Below are 22,800 nucleotides of genomic sequence, written 5' to 3'. Positions count from 1 at the left end.
CACATGGGTGTATTGCGCGCGGAGAGATAAATTGGTAAAAACTTTTTACCACCTCACCGGGAGTTTGGACGGATGCCCGTCATCACCAATATCGACGACCTTAGACGTATCTATGAGCGCCGTGTGCCACGGATGTTTTATGACTATGCCGAAAGTGGCAGCTGGACAGAGCAGACGTTCCGAGAGAACTCCTCGGATTTCGAGCAGATCCGGCTGCGCCAGCGCGTGGCGGTTGACATGTCGGGCCGATCCATCGCGTCACAGATGATCGGGCAGGACGTTACGATGCCGGTTGCACTGGCTCCGGTCGGGTTAACCGGGATGCAGCATGCAGACGGCGAGATGAAGGCGGCAAAGGCAGCGGAAGAATTCGGTGTACCATTCACCCTGTCCACCATGTCGATCAACTCGATCGAGGACGTGGCCGAATACACCTCCACGCCCTTCTGGTTTCAGCTTTATACGATGAAGGACGAGGACTATGTCCGCCGTCTGATCCAGCGGGCCAAGGATGCCAAATGCTCGGCGCTGGTTATCACGCTGGATCTGCAAATTCTCGGTCAGCGGCACAAGGATCTGAAGAACGGCCTGTCAGCTCCGCCGAAACTGACCGCGAAAACCATCGCGAACCTGATGACGAAATGGGCATGGGGTATCGAGATGCTGGGCGCCAAGCGGCGCGAGTTTGGCAACATCGTGGGCCATGTGCACGGCATATCCGACACCTCGTCACTGGGTGCGTGGACTGCGGAACAATTCGACCCAAGCCTCGACTGGGGCAAGGTCGAGAAGCTGATGGAGCAATGGGGCGGCAAGGTGATCCTTAAGGGTATCTTGGATGCCGAGGATGCCAAAATGGCCGCAAAGATCGGGGCCGATGCCATAGTCGTATCAAACCATGGCGGACGCCAGTTGGATGGCGCATTGAGTTCGATTCGCGTTCTACCGGAAATCATGGATGCAGTCGGAAGCGATATCGAAGTGCATCTGGACAGTGGTATCCGCTCGGGCCAGGACGTGCTCAAGGCTTTGGCTTTGGGGGCTAGGGGTACCTATATCGGGCGGGCTTTCGTCTATGGTCTGGGCGCCATGGGCCAAAAAGGGGTGAGCACCGCGCTGGAAGTGATCCGGAAGGAGCTGGACACGACCATGGCGCTGTGCGGTGAAAAATCAGTAGCGGCGCTTGGGCGCCACAACCTGCTGATACCCGAGGACTTCGGTGGGCGCTGGCAGGCGTGACGGATTGGCGATCCTGCCCCTGTTTTGACAATCCGGATAAACCACAGGATATTCGGCAAAAAATACAAGGCAACCCGTCCTGCAAGTCTATCTGAAACAGAACCTCGTGTTTCTCGCAGTGCCGAAAACCGGTACGACCGCCATTGAGGCGGCGCTGAGACCTCATGCCGATATTGTCTTTGCAAACATGCGAAAACACACGACAGCCGCGCAATATCAAAACAGCGTCGCGCCGTTTTTGCGCCAGTTCAGCGGTGCCCGACCCGAAATCGTGGCCTTGATGCGCGATCCAATCGAGTACATCCGAAGCTGGTATCGCTATAGGTCACGGTTGACGGACCCTGAAAACCCAAGGACTCTTAAGAACATCAGCTTCGAATCCTTTGCCATTGGAACGACGCAAGACCCGCAACCCGTTTTTGCCGCGATCCGCAACCAATCCCACTATCTGATGCTCAAAGATGAGAGCGTCCCGGTCCACCACCTGTTCGACTATGACGAACACGAACGGATTCAGACATTTTTCTCTGACCGGTTTCACGAAGACATCGAATTTCCCGTCCGCAACGTCTCGCCCTTTGTTCCAACGCCATTGTCGGACGAGGCCGAACAAAGCTTGCGCAAGGTACACGCCCGAGATTTCGCGCTTTATGATCGACTGCGCGAAGCCGGGGGATATTTACGCCCCCTGGAGTGATCGCGGCGGAGAAATGGCCGCCAATTGGCGCTTTCGGCCCGAATCGCCCTTTTCAAATCCGCAAATCCGCTGTATGGGCAGCGCTTCATGCGGGGTGACAGCCTTGGAGGCACCCTGCCCTAACATTGGAGATTTAACATGGCTGGTGAGATTCCTGATCTCGAAGCTCTGGAACGGACGGGGACAGGCAAGGGCGCCGCTCGTCAGGCACGCCGCGACGGCATGGTTCCGGGCATTGTATTCGGTGGCGACAAAGAGCCTCTGCCGATCAACATCCCGTTCAACAAGCTGCTGAAGATGCTGAAAGCAGGCCGCTTCAAATCGACCCTGTTCAACCTGAAGGTCGACGGCCACGACGACGTACGCGTGATCTGCCGCGACGTTCAGCGCGATGTTGTCAAGGACCTGCCCACGCACCTCGACCTGATGCGTCTGCGCCGGACCACCAAGATCAACCTGTTCATCCCGGTCGAATTCATCAACGAAGGTGCTGCACCCGGCATCAAGAAGGGGGGCGTGCTAACCGTTGTTCGCCCCGAGGTGGAGCTGGTGTGCACCGCCGGTGACATTCCGGAAAAGATCACCGTCGATCTGTCCGGACTGAACATCAACGACGTGGTCACCATTTCGTCGGTTGATCTGCCCGAAGGCACCAAGCCGACCATCAGCCGTGACTTCGTGATTGCCAACATCTCGGCCCCGACAGGTCTGTCGACGAGCGATGACGAAGAAGACGGTGAAGAGGTCGCAGCTGATAAAGTTGAAGTCATCGGCGAAGACGAAGAATAAACCCGGAACTCACTGATCCGGAATGTGAAACGGGGCTCCTTTGGAGCCCCGTTTTCTTTTGGCCTGCTTCCGATCTGGATTCTCGACGTATTTCGGGGCATCTAGACCGGCAAACACGACAATCATGTGGGGTGCCGGAATGAAACTTTTTGTCGGATTGGGAAATCCGGGACAGAAATACGCCCGGAACCGGCACAATATCGGTTTCATGGCGGTGGATCGCATTGCCGAGGATCATGCTTTCGGGCCGTGGAAGTCAAAGTTTCAGGGCCAGATTGCCGAGGGGCGGCTGGGCAACGAAAAGGTCATTCTGCTCAAGCCGGAAACTTACATGAACCGTTCGGGCCAGTCGGTGGGCGAGGCCATGCGTTTCTACAAGCTGGACTCGACAGATGTGACCGTGCTGCATGACGAGCTGGATCTGGCTCCCGGCAAGGTGCGGGTCAAGGCAGGCGGCGGGCATGCAGGGCACAAAGGCCTACGCTCGATCCATGACCATATCGGAGCGGCCTATGACCGCGTCCGTCTGGGCATCGGTCATCCGGGGCGCAAGGAACTGGTGTCGGGCTATGTCCTGCACGATTTTGCCAAGGCCGATCAGGACTGGTTGGAGAACGTCCTGCGTGGGGTATCGGACGGGGCGCACCATCTGGCCGAAGAAGATGGCGGCAAGTTCATGAATGCGGTGTCTCTGCGCTCTGCACCGCCACGCTCGTCGACGACACCCAAACCAAAGACCGATCCACGGCAGCAAGTCGAATCGCAGGACGAAAAGCAGGACGAAGCTTTGTCACCGATGCAAAGGCTGCTGAACAAGTTCAGGTAAGTTCCCTGCCTTCCGCAACGTTGCGATTGCCTCACGCGCAAGATGGCGATGCAATGGTCACTTGAGGGAGAATTCGAGATGCGCAATATCGGAAAATGGCTAGGCCGCGTTTTGCTGGCGCTCGTTCTGGCGGCTACAGTCGTGGGATTTTGGAAGCGGGAAGAAATTCTGCGGCTGATGGCGGTGAATTCACTGTTCTCCGAGGAAAAAATCGTTGACAATTTCTCTCATATGGATGCGGCGTTTCTGACGGCGCCTTTGCCGCGCGGCGACGGACCGACTGTCGAGCTGCCTCATGGCGATGAATATGAACTGCCGCAAGGCGCGGAGAATTGGATTGATGAACGGGCGGTGACGTCGCTGCTGGTGCTGCAGGGCGGCAAGGTGCGGTTCGAAGAGTATTATCTGGGTACCAGCGCCGAGGACCGGCGAATTTCCTGGTCAATTGCAAAAAGCTATCTCTCTGCCTTGTTCGGCATTCTGCTGGAGGAAGGCGCCATTGCCTCGATCGACGATCCGGTTACCAAATACGTGCCCGATCTGGTCGACACCGCCTATGACGGCACCACGATCCGCAACGTTCTGAATATGGCAAGCGGCGTCACGTTTGATGAGGACTATCTGGACAAAAGCTCGGACATCAACCGGATGGGGCGCGTGGTGGCGTTGGGCGGCACTTTGGACGATTTCACGGCAAGCTTCACGGAACGCTTCGCAGAGCCGGGCGAGACCTGGCAATACGTGTCCATCGATACCCATGTCATCGGCATGGTAATCCGGGGCGCAACGGGTCGCAGCATTGGCGAATTGATGGCTGAAAGGATCATCGCGCCGCTTGGGCTGGAACATGACGGCTATTACATCACCGATGGTTCCGGCACCGCCTTTGTGTTGGGCGGATTGAATTTTACCACTCGCGATTTTGCCCGATTCGGGCAGATGATCCTTCAAGACGGGCAATACAACGGACAGCAGATCGTTCCCGCCGAATGGATCAAGGCCTCCACAGTTCCGACCGCACCCACTGAACCGGGAAAAATCGGCTATGGGTATCAATGGTGGATTCCCGTCGGCGCACACGAAGGCGAGTTTCTGGGACGTGGGGTTTACGGGCAATACCTGTATATCGATCAGGCGCGGGATGTCGTGATCGTCACTACCGGAGCTGATCGCAAGTTTCGTGACAAAGGTGTGAACGAAGAAAATATCGAAATGTTCCGCAAGATCGCTGAAAGCCTGTAGACTGGGCGTATGATCAAAAGCGAAAGCATCAACGTTCTCGATGGCGAACTGGCCCCGTGTTCGGATGATCCCCTGACGGGTTTTTTCAGGGATGGTGTCTGCAATACCTGCACCGAAGACCATGGCAGCCATACCGTGTGTGCAGTGATGACGGTCGAGTTTCTGGCCTATTCCAAATACGTAGGCAACGATCTGAGCACGCCCCGGCCAGAGTTCCACTTTCCGGGGCTGAAAGCGGGCGACAGCTGGTGTTTGTGCGCCGCGCGGTTCCTGCAAGCCTATGACGAGGGCTGTGCCCCCAGAGTCAATCTGGAAGCCACGCACAAACGGGCACTGGACATTGTGCCCCTGTCGATACTGATCGCGCAACGGGCACCGGTGTAGTCATCACGGGTTCGCAAGGCAGCAACGGCCCGGACAAAACAAACGGAACCTCGGTTCCGAAGTTCCATTTGTCGCGTATTACGCGTGGTTTGACCGATCAATCCGCGTCGCGGCCTTCGGTGTCGGACATATCGAAGCCCAGGTATTTGGCGACAGTAAAGATATCCTTGTCGCCCCGGCCACACATGTTCATGCAGATGATGTGATCCTTGGGCAGATCAGGCGCGATCTTGATCACGTGGCCCAAGGCGTGGCTGGGTTCCAGCGCGGGAATGATGCCTTCGGTGGCACAGCACAGCTGGAACGCGTCAAGCGCCTCCTTGTCGGTGATCGAGACATATTGGGCGCGGCCGACCTCATGCAGCCAGGAATGCTCCGGCCCGATGCCGGGATAGTCGAGACCGGCAGAAATCGAATAACCTTCGAGGATCTGGCCGTCGTCATCCTGCAGCAGATAGGTTCTGTTGCCGTGTAATACGCCCGGACGGCCGCCGGTTAGCGAGGCGCAATGCTCCATCTTTTCGTCGACACCTTTGCCGCCCGCCTCGACCCCGATGATGCTGACCGATTTGTCGTCGAGGAACGGATAGAACAGGCCCATCGCGTTCGAACCACCACCGATGGCGGCAATGATTGTGTCGGGCAGACGGCCCTCGGCCTTCATCATCTGCTCCTTGGCTTCCTTTCCGATGATCGACTGGAAGTCGCGGACCATCGCCGGATAGGGGTGTGGTCCGGCCACGGTGCCGATGCAATAAAACGTATCGCGCACGTTTGTCACCCAATCGCGCAGGGCGTCGTTCATCGCGTCTTTCAGAGTGCCGCGGCCTGATGTCACCGGAATCACTTCGGCCCCAAGCAGGCGCATGCGGAACACGTTTGGTGCCTGACGGCGCACATCATGCGCACCCATATAGACGATGCATTTCAGTCCAAACTTGGCGCAGACCGTGGCAGTGGCCACGCCGTGCTGCCCCGCGCCGGTTTCCGCGATGATCCGGGTCTTGCCCATGCGGCGCGCCAGAATGATCTGACCCAGCACGTTGTTGATCTTGTGCGCACCGGTGTGGTTCAATTCGTCGCGTTTCATATAGATCTTTGCGCCGCCAAGTTCTTCGGTCAGTCGCTCGGCGAAATAGAGCGGTGACGGACGGCCCACGTAGTTGGCCCAGAGATCATCCATCTCGGCCCAGAAACCGGGGTCGACCTTGGCCTTTTCATATTCCTCTTCCAGCGACAGGATCAGCGGCATCAGGGTTTCGCTGACAAAGCGACCGCCAAAGATACCAAAGCGGCCGTTTTCATCCGGACCGGACATGAAGGAATTGAAAAGATCGTTTGCCATGTGTCGCGCCCTCTGTTGGGTTTTACCTGTCCTAGAGCGCCAGCGCGATGAGAGCAAGCCAAGGCAATTCGAATTGCTATCCAAAACCGGGTTTGTCAGGCGATGAAGCCAATCAGGTTGTCAAACAGCGACACCCGATGTCACGACATTTGCGCAGGTATTAACGGTGGGCTGCCTTGATAAAGGATTGAATCAGGCCCGCATCCTTGACGCCTGGGGCAGATTCCACCCCGGAGGACACATCGACCTGACGCGCACCTGTCATCCGCACCGCCTCGCCCACATTTTCGGGCGACAGACCACCCGCCAGCATCCAGGGGCGCCGCCAATATTTACGCCCCGCCAACAGCCGCCAATCAAATGCCAGTCCATTGCCGCCGGGCAACACCGCATTCTTCGGCGGCCTGGCGTCTATAAGCAGTTGGTCGACTACATCCGAGTACAGATCAATTTGCGACAAATCCGTCTCGTCCCCGATGCCGATCGCCTTCATGACCGGCAGGCCATACCTGCCTTTGATCTCGGTCACCCGGTCGGGGCTTTCCTTGCCATGCAGCTGCAACATGTCGAGCGGCACAGCGCCGGTGATCCGGTCCAGTTCCTCATCCGAGGCATTTACCACCAATGCCACCTTGGCCACACCAGCAGGTACTTCGGCGGCAAGCTTCGCCGCTTTTTCTGACATCAGGTGACGTGGCGATTTTTCGAAGAACACGAAGCCGACATAGCGCGCACCAGCCGTAACGGCGGCGCGCACATGTTCGGGCGCGGTCAGACCGCAGATTTTCACGCTGACTTGGTCGGGCATGAATGACCCTTAACTGGTCTCTTCTAACAGGGCCAGAACTTCGTCCTTGCCTTCGTTCTTCTGCTTCTTGAGCTTGGAGACCTCACGCTCAAGCTTGCGCACTTCGCGGTGCTTCACATCGGCTTGACGGCGGTGTTTGTGCTCGCGCAGCCATTCCCAGATGAATCCGATCACCAGCCCGGCAACAACGCCGCCCAGAACCACAAGAAACAGCGGCAACGACAGCGTAAAGTTGAAACCCAACAGATCAGCCAGATCATCGGGGATGAGTTTCAGGGTGACAGGTGCCCGGTTGGCCAGCGACACAGAAATCAAAACGATCCCAAGTGCGGCCAAAAAGGCATAGCGAATGTAACGCATCATATGTTCAGGCTTTTCCGTTCAATCGATCGCGAAGCAGCTTGCCGGTCTTGAAGAAGGGCACGTGCTTTTCTTCCACTTGCACGGTTTCGCCGGTTCTGGGATTGCGACCAATCCGCGCGTCCCGTTTTTTCACCGAAAACGCGCCGAACCCGCGCAGTTCAACCCGGTCGCCGCGGGCCATGGCGTCAGTCACTTCTTCAAAGATAGTATTCACGATCCGCTCGACATCACGCTGATAAAGATGCGGGTTTGCATCGGCGATTTTTTGAATCAGTTCGGAACGGATCATTCGGAATACCCTCCCAGGTCACGGGTTGTTTTGTTCTATTTGGTTGGGAGTATAGGGAAAAACCTGTGGCGGGGGAACGCAGAGTCTTTGCGCGGACGCTTCAATTTGAGGCCCGAAAACACAAATTTTCGCCATCCATCAGCGAATTAACACCTGTTTCCCGATAGTGGGGCCTTTGCACATGCAGAAACGGAACGCGTTGATTCGCAACAAAAACGGCCCCGCACAGATGCACGGGGCCGCAATTTGATAACCGTCAGGCGTTGCGGGCTTAGTCGCCCGACTTTAGCGCTGCACCCAGGATATCGCCCAGCGACGCGCCCGAGTCCGACGAACCGTACTGCTCCACGGCTTCTTTCTCTTCGGCGATCTCGCGTGCCTTGATCGACAGACCCAGACGACGGGTCTTGCTGTCGACGTTGGTGACGCGAACATCAACCTTGTCACCTACCGAGAAGCGCTCGGGGCGCTGTTCGGCGCGGTCACGGCTCAGGTCGGAACGGCGGATGAAGGACTTCATGCCTTCGTATTCCACCTCGATGCCGCCATCTTCGATCGCGGTAACGTTCACGGTGATAACCGAGCCACGCTTCACGCCGCCAACGGCTTCGGCGAACTTGTCACCACCCAGGGCTTTGATCGACAGCGAGATACGCTCTTTCTCAACATCCACTTCCGAGACGACCGCCTGAACGACATCGCCCTTGCGATAGTTCTGGATGGCATCCTCGCCACGCTCGTCCCAGCTGAGATCCGACAAATGGACCATGCCGTCGATGTCGCCTTCGAGGCCGATGAACAGACCGAATTCGGTGATGTTCTTGACTTCGCCCTCGACCTGAGTTCCCTCGGGGTGAGTTTCCGCGAACACTTCCCACGGGTTGCGCATCGTCTGCTTGAGGCCCAGGGACACGCGGCGCTTGGCGCCGTCGATTTCCAGAACCATGACGTCGACTTCCTGGCTGGTCGAAACGATCTTGCCAGGATGGACGTTTTTCTTGGTCCAGGACATTTCCGAGACGTGCACCAGACCTTCGACACCAGCTTCGAGTTCGACGAACGCGCCGTAATCGGTGATATTGGTGACACGGCCTTTGTGAACCGAGCCCAGCGGGTATTTGGCGCCAACCAGATCCCACGGATCTTCCTGCAGCTGCTTCATGCCCAGGCTGATGCGGTGGGTTTCCTTGTTGATCTTGATGACCTGAACCTTGATGGTTTCGCCGATCGTCAGGATCTCGGACGGGTGGTTAACACGGCGCCACGCCATGTCGGTGACGTGCAGCAGCCCGTCAACACCGCCCAGGTCAACAAACGCACCGTATTCGGTGATGTTCTTGACGACGCCGTCCACGTTCTGGCCTTCGGACAGATTGCCGATGACTTCAGCGCGCTGTTCGGCACGCGATTCTTCCAGGATGGCGCGGCGCGACACGACGATGTTGCCACGGCGGCGGTCCATCTTCAGAATCTGGAACGGCTGCTTGAGACCCATCAGCGGGCCGGCATCACGCACGGGGCGGACATCAACCTGCGAGCCGGGCAGGAACGCAACTGCGCCACCCAGGTCGACGGTAAAGCCACCTTTGACGCGGCCAAAGATCGCGCCTTCGACGCGTGCATCGTCGGCATATGCTTTTTCCAGGCGGTCCCATGCCTCTTCACGGCGGGCCATCTCGCGCGAGATGACGGCCTCGCCGCGGGCGTTTTCGGCGGCGCGCAGGAAGACTTCGACCTCGTCGCCAACCGTGATTTCAGGGGCTTCGCCGGGATTTGCGAATTCTTTCAGATCGACGCGGCCTTCCATCTTGTAGCCTACGTCGATGATGGCCTGGCCGGCTTCGATCGCCAGAACCTTGCCTTTGACAACCGAACCCTCTTCGGGGGTGTCCATTTCGAAGCTTTCGTTCAGGAGGGCTTCGAATTCCTCCATGGTTGCGTTAGCCATGTGGCGTTGTTTTCCTTTTCACATCGATTTTTCTGGCCGAGCGGTTGTCTCCGCCGGTCTTGGAGTTGGTCAGGCGACCCGGTTTCGTGCCATAAAACAAAGAGGGCCGGTTGTCCCGACCCTGCTCGTCTCTTTTTTCTATGGCTCAAATCGCCTTGTCGACGCGCGCTCTATAACGGGTCTGTCCGCACCCCGCAAGGAAAAAGCCAAAAACGGCTTTCGTGACGCGGTTGGTCGCGCAACACTGTGTCTTGGCCGGAATGCTTTCACGAATAACAAGGAAATGGAATGCCCGATAACCTGAACTTTCTCGTCATCATTTCGGATGAGCATCGCAAGGACGCAATGGGATGCGCCGGTCATCCGTTCGTACAAACCCCAAATCTTGATGCACTTGCGTCGCGGGGCACGATGTTCGAGGCGGCCTATACCCCTTCTCCGATGTGTGTGCCGACCCGCGCGGCATTGGCCACTGGCGACTGGGTGCACAGGACGGGCCACTGGGACAGCGCCACGCCCTATGCCGGGGAGCCACGCAGTTGGATGCGACAGCTGCGCGATTGCGGAAGAGAAGTTATATCCATTGGCAAGCTTCACTTCCGCTCAGGCGAGGATGACAACGGGTTTTCACAGGAGATCCTGCCGATGCATGTGGTGGGTGGCGTAGGTTGGGCTGTCGGGCTGTTGCGCGAAAACCCTCCTCCCTACGACTCTGCCGCCGAATTGGCGGCAGATGTGGGTGTCGGCACAAGCACCTATACCGACTATGACCGCGATATCACAGCCGCAGCAGAACGCTGGCTGAAGGATCCCAATCGTCATCAACAGCCCTGGGCCGCTTTCGTGTCACTGGTCAGCCCACACTATCCCCTGACCTGCCCCGAGGAATGGTATGCGCTTTATGATCCAGCGCGAATGGACATGCCTGTAGGATATGAAGCCCGCCCGGTGGACCACGAAGAGCTGCAAAATATTGCCGGGTTCTTCAATTACGGAGACTATTTCGATGAACAGAAAGTACGTGAGGCCAAGGCGGCCTATTACGGGCTGACGTCGTTCATGGATGATTGCGCAGGCCGTGTGCTGAAGGCGCTGGAAGACAGCGGGCAGACTGACAAGACCGTTGTGGTTTATGTCTCGGATCACGGTGACATGATGGGAGATCAGGGGTTCTGGACCAAACAGGTGATGTACGAAGCCAGCGCGGGGGTCCCGATGATCGCGGCGGGGCCGGGAGTGCCAGCTGGCCACAGGGTCTCTACCTGCACCAACCTGACCGATATCGCCGCAACCGCTCGCGAGGTCTGTGGCATCGCTGACGACGAGAACAACGTGACCCAACCCGGCAAATCCCTGCGCCACATTGCCAATACGCCTTACGATCCGGATCGAACCGGGTTCAGCGAATACCATGATGGCGGGTCAAAGACCGGCACCTTCATGGTGCGCTGGGACCGGTGGAAATACGTCCACTATGTCGGCCATCCGCCCCAACTTTTTGATCTGAAAAATGACCCGCATGAATTGGTGAACCGCGCCATGGACGGGGAAAATGACCCAAACATCCGCGCCGCGCTGGCCGAAGGCGAGCGCCGTTTGCGCATTATCTGCGATCCGGACGACGTCAACGCCCGCGCTTTTGCCGATCAACGTCGCAAGATCGAGGCACTGGGCGGCGAAGAGGCCTGTCGCACCGCCTTTGTCTTCAACCACACCCCCACGCCCGACGAGCAGGACAAACTGCGTGAGGGATCTGCGTTGTAGATCAGAGTTCTTCTCCCTTTTTCAGGAGTTCGTCGATCAGAGTGCGCTGAAGATCGTTGCTGTCGCCGCCGCCAAACTGCACAGCACCCCCGGTGTAGAGTGTGCCATAGGTCTTGGCGATATTCACCGTTTGCCCAAGGCCCGAGATAAACTGATTCTTTTCAAGCGGGGAAAGCGGGTGAATGAACACCGCCCACAAGGTTCCGTTTGCGATGGCATAGCGGGCATCAAGGGCGCTGTCGAAATTGGCCTGCATCATGCGGCGCATATCGTCGGGCGATACGTCCGCCGCGTTGCGGATCGGAACCATTGCGCGCATCCGGTCCGCATTTATGTCGGTAATCACCAAAACCGGAACATCGGCGACCATCATCTGAAACCCGGGGCCTTGCGGTTTTGCCTCCGGGTCCAGCGTAAAGATGATACGTCCCAGTTCTTCATAAGTCATGGGTGGTTCCGTGTTTGGGGCGGTTTCCTCCTGTGCGACACAGAATCTGGCAAGGCATATCAGGATGGCGGCAAGGCGGATCATTCGGGAACTCCGGTTCATTTCCGTACAGTCTAGGCCGGCATGCCCGATCAAACGATTCAAAGCTTGGTGATCAAATTCACGACAGGATCGTCCCATTTCCCGAACGATCGGCAATGTCTTGCGGTCTATCTGCGATAACACGTCCGATTTTTTGTCCCTACCTTCGTCATACCGGCCAGAACCGGCCCGGAAACACATTCATCAACAAGGAAAATCAACAATGAAATCGCTCGTACTCATCGCCCTCATCGCCGCCCTGCCCTTGGCCGCCGCACCCGCATTTGCCGCAGACGAGATCAACGTCTCAAACGGCATCTCGGCAGGTGGCGCCCCGCTTGCGGCGCATGGTGTGGACCTGGTTGCGCTGGTCACCAGTGGCAACCCGGTCGAAGGCTTCGCCACCCATTCCGCCACATATGACGGCGCGTCCTATTATTTCACCTCCGAAGAAAACCTCGACGCGTTCCAGGCAAACCCGGCAGCCTACTTGCCGCAGCATGGCGGGTTCTGCTCTTACGGTGTCTCGGTTGGCAAGAAGTTCGACGGCGATCCGGATCAATATGTTCTGGCTGACGGCAAGCTCTTTCTGTTCCTGAACACCGCAACCCGTGAGAAGTTCCTCGAAGACGTGGCAGCCACGGCAACGACAGCCGACAATCAATGGGCGCAGATCAAGCACGTCGCCGTGGGCGAACTGTAATCCCGCGCTGCCGGTGCCAGTTCCACTCACTCCGGCAATTGCCCGCGAAAGCCTAGGTTTTCGCGGGCATCTTTTTGTCGATCACCGCAATGGCGCGCTCCAGAGCCTCTTCGATGCTCAACTCGGATGTGTCCAGCAGCACGGCATCATCGGCAGGTTTCATCGGCGCTTCGCTGCGCCCCATGTCCCGCGCATCACGTTCCCTGACATCCGCAAGCACCTGTTCGCGAGTGATATTTTCGCCTTTCGCGGTTAGTTCAAGATACCGGCGCTCGGCGCGCACCTCGGGGCTGGCGGTGACGAAGAGCTTTACGTCAGCTCCCGGGCAGATCACCGTCCCAATGTCGCGCCCATCCAGAACGGCGCCACCCTCTTGGTGGGAAAAGTGTCGTTGAAATTCGACCAAAGCTGCGCGCACTTCGGGCATGACTGCCACCTTTGATGCCGCCTGGGCCACATACGCGCTACGCAGATCATCGCGCCGCAAGTCTTCGGGCCGCAGCGTTTGTGCTGCTTCAACAGCGTCTTCACCGGTCAGCACACGCCGTCCAACAGCCCGATACAGCAACCCGGTGTCGAGATGCGCGAACCCGTAATGTGCCGCAACACCCTTGGAGATCGTACCCTTTCCCGCCGCAGCGGGGCCGTCGATGGCAATTGTAAAGCTCATCTTCTATCCCGTTCTACCTGCCATGGGCATAGTTCATGTTCGAACTTTCCGACAGCAAAAAACCGATTGAAAGTCCTGGAACGAGGTGAAACAGTTTCAACCAAAAGCAGAGCATTGATAAATTGCGCATTACACTTCTTCACCCGCCCCATACCGCAATTGGAAGCCGAATTCCCAAGGAAAACCTGCCCCCGTTCGGATTATTGTGTATTGGCGGTCCACTTATTGACCGCGGGCACGACGTCACGTTGATTAACGGCGATCTTGCCCCATTAGGCTTTGATGAATGCGTAGAACGTACGCTCGAGACCAAGCCAGACATCGTTCTGATCGGCCATTCCGGGTCAAGTTCCGCACATCCGACTGTAAAAACCCTTTCGATGCTGTTGAAGCGCCAAAAACCGGGGCTAGTCATCGTTTATGGCGGTGTATATCCCACGTATCATTGGCGTTCGGTCTTATCCGAGTGCCCGCAAATCGACTTTGTTGTTCGTGGTGAAGGCGAAGAGACCACTTCTAACTTGATCGCTGCAATCCAACTGAGAACTGATCTGGAACAGGTGGCCGGAATCGCCTTTCGTGATAACTCCAATCAGCCCGTGTCTACACGCCCTGCTCCGATGATCAATGATTTGGACTCGAACCGAATTGGATGGGAACTGATCAATTTCGATGATTACTCATATTGGGGAGGGCGCAGGTCGGTCATCCTTCAATTCTCGCGTGGTTGCCCACATCTTTGTAGCTATTGCGGACAGAGGGGTTTCTGGACCCAGTGGCGCCATCGGGATCCAGAAAAATTAGCCAAGGAAATTGGTTGGCTTGCTCGTGAACATGGTGTCGAACTGGTCAATCTTGCCGACGAGAATCCGACCTCTTCCCGCCGGCAATGGAAAAGGTTTCTTGAGGCTCTGATCGCCGAGAATGTACAAGTTACGTTGATCGGGTCCACTCGTGCGGATGATATTGTACGGGACAGGGACTTGTTGCCGTTATACAAAAAAGCTGGTGTCTTGCGGTTCCTATTGGGTCTGGAAAGCACCGACGAAGCGACCTTGTTGTCGATCAACAAGGGGGCAAATACGCAAAAGGACATGCAGGCGATCCGCCTGTTGCGTTCTCACGGCATGATTGGCTTATGCACCTTTGCCGTGGGCTTTGCAGATGAGCGAGATAGAGACTACCTGCGATTGTTCAGGCAATTACTGAGGTATGACCCTGATCAAATCATGTCCATCTATGCAACCCCTCACCGGTGGACACCTTTTTTCGAAGACGTCAGGGACAAAAAAGTTGTAGAAACCGATCTACGCAATTGGGACTACAAGCATCAGGTGTTGGACACTCCGTTCGTTCCGCCTTGGCGCGTTTTCCTTTGGGTCAAGACCATCGAGATTCTGATCTCTCTTCGCCCGACGCATCTGATGAGACAATTTAGAGAGGTTGATCCAGAATTGCGTCACGCGATGCGCTGGTATTCGAAAATGGGGTTGCGTGTCCTGCTTCATGAAGGTCGCGAGTTTGTATTTCGACGACGCAATCAAACCGGGTGCACAGTCGCCACATTCTGGGGCGATAACCAAAAATTTCCGGAAGAAGCTATGGAACGGCCAAAACGAAAGATCAGTTGAAATTCATACCCGTTCCAACCTGGCGCCCAGATCGGCCATCAAAGGTTCGAAAATCGGGAAGGAAGTTGCAATCGGCCCGCCGTCATCGATCGAGACGGGGTTCTGCGCCCCCATGCCCAGAACCATGAAGGACATGGCGATGCGGTGATCCAGGAAGCTCTCACAAGTGCTGCCGCCGGGAACACCGCCGATGCCCAATCCTTCGACGGTCCACCAATCGTCGCCTTCTTCGACCGTTACACCATTGGCTCGCAATCCACGCGCCATGGCGTCGATGCGGTCGCTTTCCTTGACGCGCAGCTCCTTGACGCCGCCCATCATCGTGGTCCCGGTCGCATTGGCCGCAACAACCGACAAAACCGGATATTCGTCGATCATCGAGGCCGCACGTTCAGGCGGCACCGTGACGCCTTTCATATCGGGCGAGTAGCGCGCGCGCAGATCAGCCACTGGCTCGCCGCCCTCTTCCCTTTCATTCTCAAAGGTCAGGTTCGCGCCCATCTCCTGCAATGTGTAATAAAGACCGGCGCGGGTTGGGTTGAGGCCGATATTCGGCACCAGCACATCCGACCCCGGTGTGATCAGTGCGGAGCATACAGGGAAGGCAGCGCTTGACGGATCGCGCGGTACCGCGATGACCTGTGGTTTCAGTTCAGGCCGCCCAGTCAGCGTGATGACCCGGCCTTCGTCAGTGTCCTCGACGGTAATCTCGGCCCCGAAGCCAGCCAGCATTCGTTCGGAATGGTCCCGGGTTGCTTCCTTTTCGATCACGACCGTCTTGCCCGGCGCATTCAGCCCGGCCAGCAAAACGGCGGATTTGACCTGAGCCGACGGCACCGGAACCACATAGCGGACGGGTACGGGATAAGCGGCCCCGACGAGGGTCATCGGCAAGCGCCCTCCCTCGCGGCCAACGGCACGCGTTCCGAACAGCGCCAGCGGGTCGGTGACCCGCGCCATCGGTCGCCCATTCAGGCTGGCATCGCCGGTAAACGTCGCAGTGATCGGGCACGTCGCCATCGCGCCCATGATCAGGCGCACGCCGGTGCCGGAATTTCCGCAATCGATCACCTGATCCGGTTCGGCAAAACCACCGACGCCGACACCATGCACCGACCAGTTACCACCGCCGTGATTGACCACCTCGGCCCCGAATGCGCGCATGGCCTTGGCGGTGTCCAGCACATCCTCGCCTTCCAGCAGACCCGAAATCTTTGTCTCACCCACCGCCATCGCGCCCAGGATCAGCGACCGGTGCGAAATCGACTTGTCGCCAGGCACCTCGGCGGTACCGGTCAACGGACCGCAGGGACGCGAGGTCATCGGGATGGGCGTGCCGTGTCCGGACATGGGTGCTCCTTTTGCGCTATCATTCCCTGCGGATTAGCGAATTGATGTCACCGGGTCCAGCGACAATCACCCTTTGCGTCGGAAGGTCAGGTAGTGCGGCACTCGCCCCTCGCGCAGCGCCTTTTGCTCGTACCGGGTGGAAATCCAGTCGCCCCATGGCTTGCGCCAATCCTCGGGTCGTTCCGCCAGCCATTCAAATCCGGCCTTAGGCACTTCTTCCAATGTCTGACGCACATAGTCTGGAATGTCGGTCGCGACCCGGAAGATCGCGCCGGGTTTCATCACACGTGCCAGCGGCTCGAGGTGCTCGAGCGTAACGAACCGGCGGCGGTGATGACGCTTCTTGGGCCAAGGGTCGGGATAAAGCAGGAAGGCGCGGGAAAGGCTTTGATTCGGCAAAACGTCGAACAGGTCTCGTGCATCGCCGGGATGCACTGCCAGGTTTGACACATCCGCACGACGGATCTTGCCCAACAGCATGGCGACGCCATTGATGAAAGGCTCTGCGCCAATGATACCGATATCCGGGTTCTGTTCTGCCTGATGCACCAGATGCTCGCCACCGCCAAATCCCACCTCAAGCCATACCGGTTTGCCGCCAAACAGGGCATCCAGATCCAGCGGCAAGCGTTCGGGATTGCTGTCCCAATCCACCGCGCCGGGCGAGAGCGGGGACAGATCCTCGTTCAGATAGGTCTTCTGGCTGGGCTTCAGGGTCTTGCCCTTGAAGCGCCCATAGAAATTGCGTCGGGGGCGTTGGGGATGGTCAGTGCTCATGTCGCTGGCCATACTGTGGCGCTGATCGTGATGCAAGGACGGGATACAGTGCCAGACAGACCCGCCCCCCGCATTATTTGTATCGAACTGAAGAGCGCCCCATTGTTGGGGCGCTGATTGTCGTGCGGTGGCTCAGACGGCCTTTGTCAGCGCGTCCACCAGATCGGTGCGCTCCCAACTGAACCCGCCATCAGCCTCTGGTTCGCGGCCAAAGTGACCGTAGGCCGCGGTGCGCTGATAGATGGGCCGGTTCAGGCCCAGGTGCTGGCGGATCCCGCGCGGGGTCAGGTCCATGACCTGATCGATCGCCTTTTCGATGGCTTCGGGCGCGACTTCGCCAGTGCCGTAGGTTTCGGCGTATATCGACAGCGGCTTGCTGACGCCGATGGCATAGCTGAGCTGGATTGTGCAGCGTTCGGCCATGCCGGCGGCAACCACGTTCTTGGCCAGATAGCGTGCTGCATAGGCTGCCGACCGGTCGACCTTGGTCGGATCCTTACCGGAGAATGCGCCGCCCCCATGCGGAGCCGCGCCGCCATAGGTGTCAACTATGATCTTGCGCCCGGTCAGGCCCGCGTCGCCATCCGGCCCGCCAATGACGAACTTTCCTGTCGGATTGACATGCCATGCGGTCTTGCCGTTCAGCCAACCTTCGGGAAGGATTTCGGTGATATAGGGTTCGACGATGTCGCGAATGTCATCCGACGTCAGCGACTCGTCAAGGTGCTGGGTGGAAAGCACAAGCGAACTGATCCCGACCGGTTTGCCGTCGCGATAGACAACCGAAAGCTGAGATTTGGCATCAGGCCCCAGGGCCGGCTCGGTACCGTTCTTGCGCACTTCGGCCAGCCGTCGCAGGATCGCGTGCGAATACTGGATGGGTGCCGGCATCAGCGCCGAAGTTTCGTTGGTCGCAAAGCCAAACATGATTCCTTGATCGCCCGCGCCCTCGTCTTTGTTGTCCGAGGCATTCACACCCTGCGCAATATGCGCCGACTGTTCATGCAGCAGGTTGGTAATTTCGCAGGTGTTCCAATGGAACTTATCCTGCTCATAGCCGATATCCTTGATACAGGCGCGCGCGATTTCGTCGATGCGGCCCATATAGTCATGTAACTTTTCCTGATCCGACAGACCGACCTCGCCACCGATAACCACCCGGTTCGTGGTGGCAAAGGTTTCGCACGCCACGCGCGCTTCGGGTTCTTCGTTCAAGAATGCATCAAGTACGGCATCCGAAATGCGGTCACAGACCTTGTCGGGATGCCCTTCGGAAACCGATTCCGAAGTAAATGTGTAGTTCTGTCGGGACATAAAGGTGCTCCATTAAGACAATAACTCTGTCACGCCAGGAAGCCGTTGTAACAGACCTGCATCAGATAAGCGCCGATGACTGCGTGGTCAATCGGTTTTGCACATGCGCGACCTTTCGCGTCGATAAATCAGCGCGAATAGCGCAAGACAAAGAATAAAGAATACACTGTTCCCGAAACGGGAGTAGAATGTCGGGCCCAAGGCAACCGCCAGTCCTTCGTCGAAATATCCTTCAACGCCCAGGGGCAAAGAACCAGTTACCTTCCCCAATGGGTCAATCATTGCGGAGATGCCCGTGTTTGCCGATCTGACCATTGGCAAACCCTGCTCGATCGCACGCATCCTTGCTTGCGCCAGATGCTGATGCGGACCCGACCGAGTTCCGAACCACGCGTCATTGGTTATCTGCAAAAGGAGCGCGGGACGCTCCGGCGCGGCAAGAACGTCCTGCGGGAACACCGCCTCGTAACAGATCAGCGGCAAGGCGGATCCGAGTTTGCCCAGCGACAACAGTGCAGCCCCCGGCCCAGAGCTGAACCCCTGGCCCGTCGTGGCGGCGAATCCATAGATCCCGACTTGCGCCAGAAGATCGCCAAAAGGCACGTATTCGCCAAATGGAACCAGATGATGCTTGTCATAAACACCGGTCAAAACGCCGGTTTCGTCAACAACGACCATTGAGTTATAGATACGCAGGTCTTTGCTTCGCTGTATGCCCAGAACAACCGGAACACCTCTTGCTGTATCCGCGATAAGCTGCAAGGTGGGTTCGGCGTTTTCCAGCCAGACCGGGACCGAGGTTTCGGGCCAAACGACCAAATCCGGCTTTGGATCAGCGGCCGTAAACTCGATCTGACGATTGAAGAATATGGGGGCGTAGTTGGGATCCCATTTCTGATGCTGCGGCGCGTTGGGTTGATTGATGCGCACCGTCTGACCCGTCGCGACGACCTCGGGTCGGGTTCCCGCGTGAACGAAAGCAACTACTACAAAGGCGAAAAGCGGTATCACGCGAAAAAACAAGCAGCGAAAGGAAAAGCCCGGTTTGAATAGGAGTGCCAATGGCAGCGTGACCGCAAATGTAAGCGCGCCCAGCCCATAAGGGCCGACAATGGACAAAAGTTGAGCAACCGGCGTATCCACCCAGACCTGTGCCAACCCTGCCCAGGGAAACCCGGTAAACAAATAGCCGCGCACGAACTCTCCGACCGACAAGTAGATCACCAGCAACCAGATCCGACCAGGCACGGACCAGCCCGGACGCATTGCAAACCAGAAAGCAGGTGCCCAGAACAAAGCCATGCCGCCCGCCATGAAGATTAAGGCAAACGGAGCCATCCAGGCATAGCGTTCAGCATCCACCAGGAACGGCTCGACGATCCACAAGAGAGCATGGGCAAAATAACCGCTGGCATAAAACCACCCTAGCAACGCGGCCTGCCACTTGGACCGTGCGGACAAAAAGAGCGCCGAGGTGGCTACAAGCGACATCAGCGTCGCGGCCCAAAACCCGAAAGGCGCCAGCCCATACGCAGCGACCGCCCCGAGGAGGGCGGCCAGCAGATAGCGCAGCCAGATTGGCCAGCGAACGATTTGGATCATGCGGCGCGGTCCGGCAGCATCACACGCAGTCGTTTTATCCTGCGCGGATCGGCCTCAAGCACCTCGAATTCCGGACCTTCCGGGTGAATGACCACCTCGCCCCGCGCCGGGACCCGGCCGGACAACATGAATACGAGCCCGCCAAGTGTGTCTATTTCTTCTTCGTCCACATCTTCGTGACTGGTCAGGGAACGCCCGATTTCAGCCTCGAAATCCTCAAGCGGAACCTTGGCCTGAACGACATAGCAGCCCGGTTTTTCCTGCAACCAAAGTTGATCTTCGTCGGCATCGTGTTCGTCAGCAATTTCGCCCACCACTTGCTCGATCAGATCCTCGATGGTGACTAGCCCGTCGACGCCGCCGTATTCGTCGATCACCAGTGCCATGTGCCGCCGTTCCGTCTGCATTTTGGTCAACAGAACTCCGATTGGCATCGAAGGCGGCACAAATAGCAACTGGCGAAGCATCGTAGCCAGATCGAAATCGACCGTATCGCCGTTGAATCCGTGGGTCAGGGCAAAATCTTTGAGGTGAATGAACCCAAGTGGAGTATCCAACGTGCCCTCATAGACCGGTATCCGAGTCATACCGCTGTCGCGGAAAACCTGCACCAGTTCGTCTTTCGGGATGGTGCTGGGCACCGAAACGATTTCCGCAGTCGGAATCGCAACATCCTCGACCCGCATACGGCGAAGATTGATCATTCCGCGAGGTTGCGAGTTTGATGCGGCCTGCCCGTTCATTTGGGGGTCACTGATATTTTCGCCGGAAGAGAACACATCAATAATGCGGGACAAAAACCCCTGTTTCTCTTCGCTCATGTCGTCGCCGTTCCCGGATTGCGCGCCTTGCGCCGCCATAGAACCGCCGTCTGTATCGCCCATTTTCTCGTTCCAATTAACCGGACCGCAAAGCCCTTAATTACCCAGTATATGGGTTATCCAAGCCCATTTTGCCAAGTATTTCGATTTCAAGACCTTCCATCAAGGTGGCATCAGGGTCACGGACATGGTCGTATCCCAGAAGATGGAGCACGCCATGTACCACCAGATGGGTTACGTGATCCTCAAACGATTTTCCAGCATCCTGCGCCTCGCGTGCGCAGGTATCGTACGAAATAGCGATATCGCCCAGCGCGATGTCGCCACCAAAGTCGGGGCTGGGTTCAGCGGGTTCCGCCCCGGGCGTCTCGGCAGCCAGTTCCGCGGCCGGCCAGCTCAGAACATTGGTCGCACTTGGCTTGTCGCGGAATTCGGCGTTGAGTTCCTGGATCCGGACGTCGTCACATCCCAGCAGGCTGACTTCGCAAATCTCCGGATCAAGCCCCCGATGCGCCAAAACAGCCGAGACGGCGCGGCTGCCGACGGCCACGAGATTGTCCCAACGCGGGTCTTCCAATGTGACTTCGATCGTCAAATCTGCCCCCTTGGCAGCACATGCCCTCATTTTCGGCCCAGCCAAACCTTGCCCGATCAGGATGAGGTCGTTCGCCCGGTGTCGGCCTCATAAGCCTCAATAATGGCAGCGACAAGCGGATGACGCACAACATCCTTGGAGGTAAAATAGTTGAATCCGATTTTGGGAATGATTTTCAGCAATCGTTCCGCATCTGCCAACCCCGATGGTACCCCACGCGGCAGGTCGACCTGAGACCGGTCGCCGGTAATGACCATGCGGCTTCCTTCGCCCAAGCGGGTCAGGAACATCTTCATCTGCATGGTCGTGGCATTCTGCGCCTCGTCCAAAACCACAAAGGCATTCGAAAGCGTACGACCGCGCATGAAAGCCAGCGGTGCAATTTCTATACGTTTTTCTTCGATCAACTTGGCGAGCTGCTTGCCAGGCAAAAAGTCGTTCAGCGCGTCATAGAGCGGCTGCATGTAGGGGTCGACCTTGTCCTTCATGTCGCCGGGCAGATATCCCAGCTTCTCCCCCGCCTCGACGGCGGGACGGCTGAGGATGATACGGTCAACATGGCCGCCGATGAACATCGACACGCCGACAGCCACGGCCAGATAGGTCTTACCCGTCCCCGCCGGGCCAATACCAAAGGCCAGTTCGTTGTTGAACAGCGATTGCACATAAGCCTTTTGCGCATCTGTGCGTGGCTCAACCAGCTTCTTTCGAGTCTTGATTTCGACCGTGCCGCCCTTGAACATTTCAAGCTGATCGCCATCGCGAACGCCAGTCCCGGTCTCGGACCCGCCCATGCGCAGTTCACGGTCTATATCCGCCGCTTCGACAGAACGACCGGCCTGCAGCCGGTCATAAAGCGCCTCCAGCACTTCCACCGCCCGCTTCTGAGCTTCTTCCTCGCCCATGATGGCAAGCTGGTTCCCGCGGCGAAGGATTTGGATCGACAGTTTTCGCTCGATCTCGGCCAGGTTGCGGTCATATTCACCGCACAGGTCAATCAACAATCTGTTGTCTGGAAATTCAACAAGCACCTCGTGCGGGGGCATGTCATCTTGCGGTGGGGTAAGGGCACCAATGGCCAATAGGTTCTCCTGTTTTGGCATTTGATTTGAGC

At 57.5% G+C, this 22,800-nt stretch carries 23 protein-coding genes and 1 riboswitch; of the genes, 9 read left to right on the top strand and 14 right to left on the bottom strand.

Annotation, left to right across the window (positions count from 1 at the left end; all coding sequences use genetic code 11):
- Positions 1-72: 72 nt before the first annotated feature.
- The 6 genes from AC2FMY_RS03975 (at position 73) to AC2FMY_RS03950 (ending at position 5,177) form a co-directional block, all read left to right on the top strand.
- Positions 73-1,239, top strand: coding sequence for an alpha-hydroxy acid oxidase (locus AC2FMY_RS03975; RefSeq protein ID WP_480747879.1), 1,167 nt, complete (start codon positions 73-75; stop codon positions 1,237-1,239).
- A 106-nt stretch (positions 1,240-1,345) separates the two neighbouring features.
- Positions 1,346-1,936 carry a hypothetical protein gene (locus tag AC2FMY_RS03970; RefSeq protein WP_496807004.1) on the top strand — a complete coding sequence of 197 codons (591 nt, stop codon included), beginning with the start codon at positions 1,346-1,348 and terminating at the stop codon, positions 1,934-1,936.
- 138 nt (positions 1,937-2,074) lie between these two features.
- Entirely contained in the window at positions 2,075-2,725 is a 651-nt protein-coding gene (locus AC2FMY_RS03965; RefSeq protein WP_496745642.1) for a 50S ribosomal protein L25/general stress protein Ctc, read from the top strand.
- 139 nt (positions 2,726-2,864) lie between these two features.
- Positions 2,865-3,551, top strand: coding sequence for an aminoacyl-tRNA hydrolase (gene pth, locus AC2FMY_RS03960; protein WP_496807003.1), 687 nt, complete (start codon positions 2,865-2,867; stop codon positions 3,549-3,551).
- A gap of 78 nt (positions 3,552-3,629) precedes the next feature.
- On the top strand, positions 3,630-4,793 hold the full coding sequence (locus tag AC2FMY_RS03955; protein WP_496745640.1) for a serine hydrolase domain-containing protein: 1,164 nt from the start codon (positions 3,630-3,632) through the stop codon (positions 4,791-4,793).
- Positions 4,794-4,802: 9 nt separating this feature from the next.
- Positions 4,803-5,177 (top strand): DUF2237 family protein, encoded by a 375-nt coding sequence (locus AC2FMY_RS03950; RefSeq protein ID WP_496745639.1) that lies wholly within the window; start codon positions 4,803-4,805, stop codon positions 5,175-5,177.
- A gap of 97 nt (positions 5,178-5,274) precedes the next feature.
- On the opposite strand, the gene trpB is transcribed toward AC2FMY_RS03950, so the two are convergent.
- From trpB to rpsA, 5 genes are all read right to left on the bottom strand, one after another.
- Positions 5,275-6,522, bottom strand: a complete 1,248-nt coding sequence (gene trpB, locus AC2FMY_RS03945; RefSeq protein WP_496745637.1) for a tryptophan synthase subunit beta — start codon at positions 6,520-6,522, stop codon at positions 5,275-5,277.
- 160 nt (positions 6,523-6,682) lie between these two features.
- Positions 6,683-7,330: a phosphoribosylanthranilate isomerase gene (locus tag AC2FMY_RS03940; protein WP_496745635.1), complete on the bottom strand. Its 648-nt coding sequence runs from the start codon at positions 7,328-7,330 to the stop codon at positions 6,683-6,685.
- Between the two features lie 9 nt (positions 7,331-7,339).
- A complete protein-coding gene (locus AC2FMY_RS03935) occupies positions 7,340-7,690 on the bottom strand; it encodes a lipopolysaccharide assembly protein LapA domain-containing protein (RefSeq protein ID WP_480748086.1) in 351 nt (116 codons plus the stop codon).
- Between the two features lie 7 nt (positions 7,691-7,697).
- Entirely contained in the window at positions 7,698-7,982 is a 285-nt protein-coding gene (gene ihfB / locus AC2FMY_RS03930) for an integration host factor subunit beta (protein WP_480747887.1), read from the bottom strand.
- A gap of 271 nt (positions 7,983-8,253) precedes the next feature.
- The gene (rpsA, locus tag AC2FMY_RS03925) at positions 8,254-9,930 is read right to left on the bottom strand and encodes a 30S ribosomal protein S1 (protein ID WP_480747888.1); all 1,677 of its coding nucleotides are present in this window, start codon (positions 9,928-9,930) and stop codon (positions 8,254-8,256) included.
- 288 nt (positions 9,931-10,218) lie between these two features.
- Here rpsA and AC2FMY_RS03920 point away from each other — a divergent pair, with 288 nt between their 5' ends.
- Positions 10,219-11,694 carry a sulfatase family protein gene (locus tag AC2FMY_RS03920; RefSeq protein WP_496807002.1) on the top strand — a complete coding sequence of 492 codons (1,476 nt, stop codon included), beginning with the start codon at positions 10,219-10,221 and terminating at the stop codon, positions 11,692-11,694.
- 1 nt (position 11,695) lies between these two features.
- Here AC2FMY_RS03920 and AC2FMY_RS03915 read toward each other — a convergent pair whose 3' ends face one another.
- A complete protein-coding gene (locus AC2FMY_RS03915; RefSeq protein WP_480747890.1) occupies positions 11,696-12,226 on the bottom strand; it encodes a polysaccharide deacetylase family protein in 531 nt (176 codons plus the stop codon).
- Positions 12,227-12,446: 220 nt separating this feature from the next.
- Here AC2FMY_RS03915 and AC2FMY_RS03910 point away from each other — a divergent pair, with 220 nt between their 5' ends.
- Positions 12,447-12,926 (top strand): YHS domain-containing (seleno)protein, encoded by a 480-nt coding sequence (locus AC2FMY_RS03910; protein ID WP_496745632.1) that lies wholly within the window; start codon positions 12,447-12,449, stop codon positions 12,924-12,926.
- A 52-nt stretch (positions 12,927-12,978) separates the two neighbouring features.
- Here the strand turns inward: AC2FMY_RS03910 and AC2FMY_RS03905 are convergent, their stop codons facing one another.
- On the bottom strand, positions 12,979-13,596 hold the full coding sequence (locus AC2FMY_RS03905; RefSeq protein ID WP_496745630.1) for a (d)CMP kinase: 618 nt from the start codon (positions 13,594-13,596) through the stop codon (positions 12,979-12,981).
- Positions 13,597-13,718: 122 nt separating this feature from the next.
- On the opposite strand from AC2FMY_RS03905, the gene bchE reads away from it, so the two are divergent.
- Complete coding sequence (gene bchE / locus AC2FMY_RS03900) at positions 13,719-15,227, top strand: magnesium-protoporphyrin IX monomethyl ester anaerobic oxidative cyclase (protein ID WP_496745628.1); 1,509 nt, start codon at positions 13,719-13,721, stop codon at positions 15,225-15,227.
- 3 nt (positions 15,228-15,230) lie between these two features.
- Here the strand turns inward: bchE and aroA are convergent, their stop codons facing one another.
- From aroA to AC2FMY_RS03865, 7 genes are all read right to left on the bottom strand, one after another.
- The gene (gene aroA, locus AC2FMY_RS03895) at positions 15,231-16,577 is read right to left on the bottom strand and encodes a 3-phosphoshikimate 1-carboxyvinyltransferase (RefSeq protein ID WP_496745626.1); all 1,347 of its coding nucleotides are present in this window, start codon (positions 16,575-16,577) and stop codon (positions 15,231-15,233) included.
- A 66-nt stretch (positions 16,578-16,643) separates the two neighbouring features.
- Entirely contained in the window at positions 16,644-17,354 is a 711-nt protein-coding gene (gene trmB, locus AC2FMY_RS03890; RefSeq protein WP_496745624.1) for a tRNA (guanosine(46)-N7)-methyltransferase TrmB, read from the bottom strand.
- Between the two features lie 132 nt (positions 17,355-17,486).
- Positions 17,487-18,668: a methionine adenosyltransferase gene (gene metK, locus AC2FMY_RS03885; RefSeq protein ID WP_496745623.1), complete on the bottom strand. Its 1,182-nt coding sequence runs from the start codon at positions 18,666-18,668 to the stop codon at positions 17,487-17,489.
- Between the two features lie 5 nt (positions 18,669-18,673).
- Positions 18,674-18,725: riboswitch (SAM-SAH riboswitch) on the bottom strand.
- Between the two features lie 30 nt (positions 18,726-18,755).
- Positions 18,756-20,270, bottom strand: coding sequence for an apolipoprotein N-acyltransferase (lnt, locus tag AC2FMY_RS03880; protein ID WP_496745621.1), 1,515 nt, complete (start codon positions 20,268-20,270; stop codon positions 18,756-18,758).
- Positions 20,267-21,154 (bottom strand): hemolysin family protein, encoded by an 888-nt coding sequence (locus AC2FMY_RS03875; RefSeq protein ID WP_480747899.1) that lies wholly within the window; start codon positions 21,152-21,154, stop codon positions 20,267-20,269. Before AC2FMY_RS03875 ends, lnt begins: the two co-directional genes overlap by 4 nt.
- Before the next feature lie 37 nt (positions 21,155-21,191).
- The gene (gene ybeY / locus AC2FMY_RS03870; protein ID WP_480747900.1) at positions 21,192-21,686 is read right to left on the bottom strand and encodes an rRNA maturation RNase YbeY; all 495 of its coding nucleotides are present in this window, start codon (positions 21,684-21,686) and stop codon (positions 21,192-21,194) included.
- 56 nt (positions 21,687-21,742) lie between these two features.
- Positions 21,743-22,768 carry a PhoH family protein gene (locus AC2FMY_RS03865; protein ID WP_496807035.1) on the bottom strand — a complete coding sequence of 342 codons (1,026 nt, stop codon included), beginning with the start codon at positions 22,766-22,768 and terminating at the stop codon, positions 21,743-21,745.
- Positions 22,769-22,800 lie beyond the last annotated feature (32 nt).

The organism is Ruegeria sp. YKSE079, from assembly GCF_059612845.1.
This window is presented reverse-complemented; position numbering and strand designations above follow the sequence as displayed.